The sequence below is a fragment of the Streptomyces sp. NPDC001002 genome, from assembly GCF_053599215.1.
Map to the genome: position 1 here is coordinate 1 of NZ_JBSFLV010000256.1, position 6998 is coordinate 6998.

At 72.1% G+C, this 6998-nt stretch carries 6 protein-coding genes and 1 pseudogene; 3 read left to right on the forward strand and 4 right to left on the reverse strand.

What is annotated here, in order from left to right; all coding sequences use genetic code 11:
• Positions 1-102 (reverse strand): annotated as a pseudogene (locus ACWDR3_RS46630) (thiolase family protein); the annotation flags it as partial.
• Positions 103-754: 652 nt separating this feature from the next.
• Here ACWDR3_RS46630 and ACWDR3_RS46635 point away from each other — a divergent pair.
• The gene (locus ACWDR3_RS46635; protein WP_450358774.1) at positions 755-1738 is read left to right on the forward strand and encodes a fibronectin type III domain-containing protein; all 984 of its coding nucleotides are present in this window, start codon (positions 755-757) and stop codon (positions 1736-1738) included.
• A 166-nt stretch (positions 1739-1904) separates the two neighbouring features.
• Entirely contained in the window at positions 1905-2453 is a 549-nt protein-coding gene (locus ACWDR3_RS46640) for a hypothetical protein (RefSeq protein ID WP_450358775.1), read from the forward strand.
• A gap of 12 nt (positions 2454-2465) precedes the next feature.
• Here ACWDR3_RS46640 and ACWDR3_RS46645 read toward each other — a convergent pair whose 3' ends face one another.
• Positions 2466-3077 (reverse strand): PadR family transcriptional regulator, encoded by a 612-nt coding sequence (locus ACWDR3_RS46645; protein ID WP_450358776.1) that lies wholly within the window; start codon positions 3075-3077, stop codon positions 2466-2468.
• Between the two features lie 36 nt (positions 3078-3113).
• Positions 3114-5129, reverse strand: coding sequence for an FAD-dependent oxidoreductase (locus tag ACWDR3_RS46650; RefSeq protein ID WP_450358777.1), 2016 nt, complete (start codon positions 5127-5129; stop codon positions 3114-3116).
• 118 nt (positions 5130-5247) lie between these two features.
• Here ACWDR3_RS46650 and ACWDR3_RS46655 point away from each other — a divergent pair, with 118 nt between their 5' ends.
• Positions 5248-6405: a M20 family metallopeptidase gene (locus ACWDR3_RS46655; RefSeq protein ID WP_450358778.1), complete on the forward strand. Its 1158-nt coding sequence runs from the start codon at positions 5248-5250 to the stop codon at positions 6403-6405.
• Positions 6406-6420: 15 nt separating this feature from the next.
• Here ACWDR3_RS46655 and ACWDR3_RS46660 read toward each other — a convergent pair whose 3' ends face one another.
• On the reverse strand, positions 6421-6789 hold the full coding sequence (locus tag ACWDR3_RS46660; RefSeq protein WP_450358779.1) for a hypothetical protein: 369 nt from the start codon (positions 6787-6789) through the stop codon (positions 6421-6423).
• Between the last annotated feature and the right edge of the window lie 209 nt (positions 6790-6998).

Genomic DNA, 6998 nt, shown 5'->3' on the forward strand with positions numbered 1-6998 from the left:
CACGGAGACAGGAACCAGGTCCTGCTGGATCTTGCCGTTGGCGTACGCCTTGGCGGCCTTCTCCTGCGAGCGCACGGCGTACTCGTCGGCGCGCACTGCGGTAGCGACCGCGGGAGACCTGGGTGCAGTCACGCGCCCTGGCCAGCAGGTCCGCGGCGGTCACGGCGCCCTCGCGCCACACCACCGGCTCCTGCTCGATGTGGTGCGCGGCGGCGGGCACGGTCGTGGGGGTGAGCAGGGCGGCGCTTGCCGCGGCCAGTGTCAGCGACTGGACACGCACGATAAGGGAGCCTCTCCTGGGGGACACTGACGGACACTCAGCCCACCCTGGTGCCGATGTGATCATGCGGCCACCGTTGGGGGGCCGTACGGTGCACGACCGCGTCGGCAGGCCCTCGCCCCCGGACTTCCGGCGGGGCGACCCCGTCGGCAGGCTCCTGTCCCCGAACTTCCCGCAGGGGCCGGGCGCCTGAGCCCGTATCGGCTCCGGTCGCCCGGCCGCCCACGTCAGGCGCGGGATCAGCGACGACAGCGGCCCGCGCCACCAGCCCGAACTCCCCAGCGTTGAAAGGGGGTTCGGCCGTGAGGAGCTTCAGCATACGTAACCTTCGCGGGCGGTCACCAACGGGACCACCCCTCGTCCGCGCACCGCCCGTTCTCCGTTCGCCCACCGTCCGCCCTCTTGATGCGACCACGTCAGCCGGGTCATATTGGTCCGGACCATTGCCGTCGCGTCATCCGGGGAGGCAGAGTCGTGCGTCGCGTCGTCCTACTCCTGCGCACGGCCGTCACGACCTGCGCGGCCGTGACCCTGCTCGCGTCCTGCGCCCTGACCGGCTCCGACACCGACGACGGCGGCCGGCTGCCGGGGGCGCCGGTCGGCGTCACCGCGGCGGCGGGCAGTGCCACCAGCGTGCACGTGATGTGGAACGCGGTGACCGCGGACCCGCCCGTGACCTCCTACGAGGTGTACCGGGGCACCACCAAGGTCCAGGAGGTCCCGGCATCCGAGCGCATGGTGGACGTCATCCGACTCAAGCCGGCCACCGCGTACGTCTTCTCCGTACGGGCCCGCAGCGGCGGGGACCTGCTCGGGCCGCGCAGCAGGGAGGTGCGGGCGACGACCCCGGCGGCCGTGGCGGCGGATGCCGAGCCCCCCACCCGCCCGGGTGCCACCCAGGGCAAGGCGGTCGGCAGCAGGGCCGTCCAGCTCTCCTGGTCCGCGTCGAAGGACGACCGCGCGGTGCTGTCGTACGACGTCTACCAGGGCGCCACGAAGATCCACAGTGTCGGCGGGAACCAGACGGCGACCGTGGTGACGGGACTGCGGCCGGGCACGCGCTACGCCTTCTCCGTCCGGGCCCGGGACGCGGCCGACAACCTCTCGCCGCCCGGCGCCACCGTGCGCCTCACCACGCCGGGCTCGGACGACGGCAGGAACACCGCGCCCACCGCCTTCCGCGCGAGCACCCACCGCGCGGACGGGGCGTACTACATCGATCTGAACTGGGTCCCGCCCCGCACGGACGGCGTGATCACCGAGTACGAGATCCGGCTCGACGGACAGACCGCCACCTCGCTCGTGTACGGCGGGAACCCGCCGCGCGACAAGGCGAGCTACTCCTTCTACGTCGGCAAGGACGCCGGCGTCAGCCATCGGGTGCGGATCCGGGCCAAGCTGCCCGACGGGACCTGGGGCGGCTGGTCACCGGAGGTCACCTGCACGACGACCCCCTGACGGCAGAGCGCGCATGAGCCGGACGAAGGAATCCGTCACCTGCCCGGTGGCGCTCCGCATGCGGGACGGGCCGGGAGCACATTGGCTGCCCCTGAGGCAGCACGGGCGTTCCCCAACCTTCGGCGGCGCTAGGGATGTCCCGCCAACCGTGCCGTCGGAGGCTCCCATGCGCATGACTCGTCCACCCCTCCGCACCGCGGCGGCCGCCGTCGCGCTCCCCCTGGCCCTGGCCGCCGGTCCGGCCGCGGCCCTGGGCTCGGGGATCTCCGTGAGCACGAGCGGGTCCACGGTGTCGGTGACGACCACCACCTGCTCACAGACCAGCAGCAGCGGCAGCTGGGGCACGGCCTCGCTGCTCAACAGCAGCCAGGCGAACTTCGCCCAGGGCCGGCAGGTGGCCCTCTCGGGCACGACCGGCCTCCAGTCCGCGGCCTGGCAGACGGTGAACCCCGGTACGTACACCGTCGTGGTCATCTGCTCGGGCGGCGCCAGGAGCACGGCGGGCACCCAGTCCGTGATCGTGTCGGCCGCCTCCACGCCCACCATCTCCGCCACGGCCACGGCATCGCCCTCGCGCGGTGTCATGGGCGGCATCGGCGGTGCGGTCAAGGACTACGGGCCGCTCACCCTCGCCGCTGGCACCGCCCTGGTGGGTGCGGGCGTCATCGCCACGGCCTGGGTCCTGCGCCGCCGCGCCAAGCCCTACCGGCTCTGACACCGGGCGGGCTCAGGCCCGCCCGGCACCAGGCAGTTCGCCACCGACCCGTTCGCCGACGACCGGTTCACCACCGGGCGGTCCGGCATCGGGCAGCTCCGCGAACTCCTCCACCGCATGCTCCAGCCACCGTGTCCAGAAGGTCTCCAGGTCGATGCCCGCCCGCAGCACCAGGTGGCGCAACCGGTCCTGGGGACCGTCCTTGCCGGGCGGGAAGTCGCGCCGCTCGATCTCCTCGTACTCCGCCAACTGCCGCTGATGCAGGTCGAGATGGCGGCGCAGATCCGCCTCCACGCCCGCCGTCCCGACCACGGCCGCCGCGCGCAGCCTCAGCAGCATCGTGTCCCGCAGCGGTTTGGGGTCGTGGGCGGCCGAGGTCCAGCGGGCCAGTTCGGCACGGCCCGCGGGCAGCACCTCGTAGCTCTTCTTCTGGCCGCGGGCGGGCTGTGCGGTCGGCAACGCTCTGATCTGTCCCTCGGCCTCCAGTTTTCCCAGCTCGCGATAGATCTGCTGGTGCGTGGCCGACCAGAAATAACCGATCGACCGGTCGAACCTGCGGGTCAGCTCCAGCCCCGAGGACGGCTTTTCGAGCAGGGCGGTGAGGATCGCGTGCGGGAGTGACATGCGGTCATCCTAGGGACGGCCCTTGCAGCACGGCCGCTAGAGCGCGGCCGCGACCTCGGTGCCCTGCTTGATCGCCCGCTTGGCGTCCAGTTCGGCGGCCACGTCGGCGCCGCCGATCAGGTGCGCGGCGCGGCCCGCGGCGACCAGCTCCTCGTACAGGCCCCGGCGCGGTTCCTGGCCGGTGCACAGCACGATCGTGTCGACGGGCAGGACCGTGCTCTCCTCGCCGACGGTGACGTGCAGTCCGGCGTCGTCGATGCGGTCGTAGCGGACGCCCGGGACCATGGTGACGCCCCGGTGCTTGAGTTCGGCGCGGTGGATCCAGCCGGTGGTCTTGCCGAGGCCCGCGCCGACCTTGGTCTCCTTGCGCTGGAGCAGGTGGACCGTGCGGGGCGGGGCGGTCCGCTCGGGTGCGGCCAGGCCGCCGGGCGCGCGGTAGTCCATGTCGACGCCCCACTGCCGGAAGTACGTCGCCGGGTCCTCGCTCGCCTTGTCGCCGCCGTCGGTGAGGTACTCGGCGACGTCGAAGCCGATGCCGCCCGCGCCGAGGATCGCGACGCGGTCGCCGACGGTCGCCTCGCCGCGCAGGACGTCGAGGTAGCCGACCACGCTCGGGTGGTCGACGCCGGGGATGTCGGGGGTGCGCGGGGTGACGCCGGTGGCGACGACCACCTCGTCGAAGTCGGCCAAGTCCCCTGCCTCGACGGGTGTGTTGAGGCGTACGTCCACTTCATGCTCGTCGAGCTGCGTACGGAAGTAGCGCAGCGTCTCGTCGAACTCCTGCTTGCCCGGGACCTGTCGGGCGACGTTGAGCTGTCCGCCGATCTCGCTCGCGGCGTCGAAGAGAGTGACCTCGTGCCCGCGTTCGGCGGCGGAGACCGCACAGGCGAGTCCCGCCGGGCCCGCACCGACGACCGCCACGCGTTTGCGCAACCGCGTTGGCGCCAGGACCAGTTCGGTTTCGTGGCAGGCGCGCGGGTTGACCAGACAGGAGGTGATCTTGCCGCTGAAGGTGTGGTCGAGGCAGGCCTGGTTGCAGCCGATGCAGGTGTTGATGGCCTCGGGCGTGCCGGCCGCGGCCTTGTTGACGAAGGCGGGGTCGGCGAGCATCGGGCGGGCCATGGAGACCATGTCCGCGCAGCCGTCGGCGAGCAACTCCTCGGCGAGTTCGGGGGTGTTGATGCGGTTGGTGGTCACGAGCGGGACCGACACCTCGCCCATCAGCCGCTTGGTGACCCAGGTGTAGGCGCCGCGCGGGACTGAGGTGGCGATCGTCGGGATACGGGCCTCGTGCCAGCCGATACCGGTGTTGATGATCGTCGCCCCGGCCGCCTCGACGGCCTTCGCAAGGGTGATCACCTCGTCGAGCGTGGAGCCGCCAGGGATCAGGTCCAGCATGGACAGGCGGTAGACGAGGATGAAGTCGTCGCCGACGGCCTCGCGCACCCGGCGCACGATCTCGACCGGGAAGCGCATGCGGTTCTCGTAGGAGCCGCCCCAGCGGTCGGTGCGGTGGTTGGTCTGCGCGGCGATGAACTCGTTGATGAGGTAGCCCTCGGAGCCCATGATCTCGACGCCGTCGTACCCGGCCCGGCGGGCGAGTCGGGCGGTGCGGACGTAGTCGTCGATCGTCTCCTCGACCTCCGCGTCGGTCAACTCACGCGGCGGGAAAGGGCTGATGGGCGCCTGGAGCGGGCTCGGCGCGACCAGGTCCCGGTGGTAGGCGTACCGCCCGAAGTGCAGGATCTGCAGCGCGATCCGGCCGCCCGCGCGGTGCACGGCCTCCGTGACCACCGTGTGCTGCTCGGCCTCGGCCTCGGTGGTGAGCTTCGCCCCGCCCTCGTACGGACGCCCCGCGTCGTTGGGTGCGATGCCGCCGGTGACGATGAGCCCGACTCCCCCGCGCGCCCGCTCGGCGTAGAACTCCGCCATGCGCTCGAAGCCGCGCTCGGCCTCCTCCAGGCCGACATGCATCGAGCCCATCAGGACGCGGTTGGGCAGCGTGGTGAAGCCCAGGTCGAGCGGGCTCAGCAGGTGCGGGTAGCGGCTCATCGTCGGGCCCTCCGTGCGGGGTGTGGTGCCTTCCTTTGTAGAGGCCCGCCGCTTGTTTTGCAACTAGTTGCATAAAGGCGGGCGGGTGACACGGGACACCCGGGGGCACAGTGGCCTCATGAGGACCGCGGACGCCGAGGTGGTCGACCTCGCCCAGGAACTGATCCGCCGCCCCAGCCGGGGCGGTATCGACGACTACGGACCCGTCCTCGACGTCCTGGAGGTCTGGCTCAGCGCCCACGACCTGCCGTTCCGGCGACTCCACGACGACGGACGGCCGGTCGCCCTGCTGGTGGAGGTCGCGGGTGGTCGGCCGGGTCCCTGGTGGACGCTGGACGCCTGCATCGACACAGCCCCCTACGGCGACGAGAGCGCCTGGTCCTTCCCGCCGGACCGCGGGGACGTTGTGGACGGCTGGCTACGGGGCCGGGGCGCGGCCGACTCCAAGCTGGCGGCCGCCCTGTTCTGCCGTATCGCCGCCGAAGTACGCGAACGGGCCGACGGCCTGCGCGGCGGACTCGCCGTTCTCCTCGACGCCGACGAGCACACCGGCGGTTTCGGGGGCGCCCGCGCCTATCTCGCGGATCCAGCGGCGGAGCGTCCGGCCGGGGTGCTGATCGGCTATCCCGGGCCGGACGAGGTCGTGGTCGGCGGGCGGGGGCTGTGGCGAGCCACGATCGCGGTATACGCCGACTCCGGTCACTCCGGGTCGAGGCGTACGACGCCGGGTGCGGTCTCTCGGGCGGCGCAGTTGGTGCGGCTGCTGGAGGAGGCCGAACTGCCGGGCGTCGAGGGCGAGTTCCCGCTTCCGCCGAAGCTGACGGTGACCTTCTGTCACGGGGGCGAGGGTTTCTCCGTGGTGCCGGGCGTCTGTGAGCTGGGCGTCGATGTGCGCACCACGCCGGGGTTCGACGCCGGTGCGGCCGAGGCGCTGGTCCGACGCGCGGTGGCCGAGCTGGACGCGTCGGTAGCCGCGCCGCGGCCGTCCGTGATCACGCCGGTGGCCGCGTGGCCGGCGTACCGGCTGGGCGCGGACGAGCAGCCCGCCGCCGCGCTGCTCGACGCGGCCTCGCGGGAAGGGCTGACGGTCCGGGCCAAGACAGCCGGGCCCTCGAACATCGGCAACCTGCTGGCGGGTGAGGGCATCCCGGCGACGGCCGGTTTCGGGGTGGGGTACGAGGGGCTGCACGGCGTCGACGAGCGGGCCCGGCTCGCGGACCTGCCCGTCGTGCATGCTGTCTACCGGCGTGCCGTGCTCGGCCTGCTCAAGGGATAGCGGAGGTCCGGCGTGTCAGCGGCTCTCCAGCCGTACATGCAGTTCCCGCTCCTGGTCACCGGAGGCCGAGGCGAGGTCGCGGACCGTGAACAGGGAGTCGAGGGTGGAGCGCAGCCGTTCGATCGCCCAGTAGCCGCCCTGGGCGTCGGCCTCGACGGAGGACGAGAGCGGGGCGGGCGGTGGGCACGCGTGCGTGTCGGTGACCTCGAAGGTGCCGAGCCATACCATCGGCCGGGTCTCGTGGAGCTGCTGCGGGGCCTCGTCGGCGCCCCGGTCGGACTCGAAGCACGTGGCGAGCGTGTCGAACACGATCCGGGCGTCCTCCTTGCTGCACCCGCTGATCTCGAGGGAGACGGGTTCCTCGTGCTGTCGCTCGCGGTCCATGTGATCGCTCCTCTCGTGAAGGTGGCGCGGTATCACGGGTTCCCCGCGAACCGCGCCACATCACCAGACAAGCACTCCCGTACGGACCGGACCAGCGAGCGGGACAGCTCTGGTGGAAAGCGAGCGGGTCAGCTCTTGGTGAAGCGGTACGTCTTGCTGTCCGTCAGCACACAGAAGCCCGGCGACACGACGATCACGCGCAGGGTGCC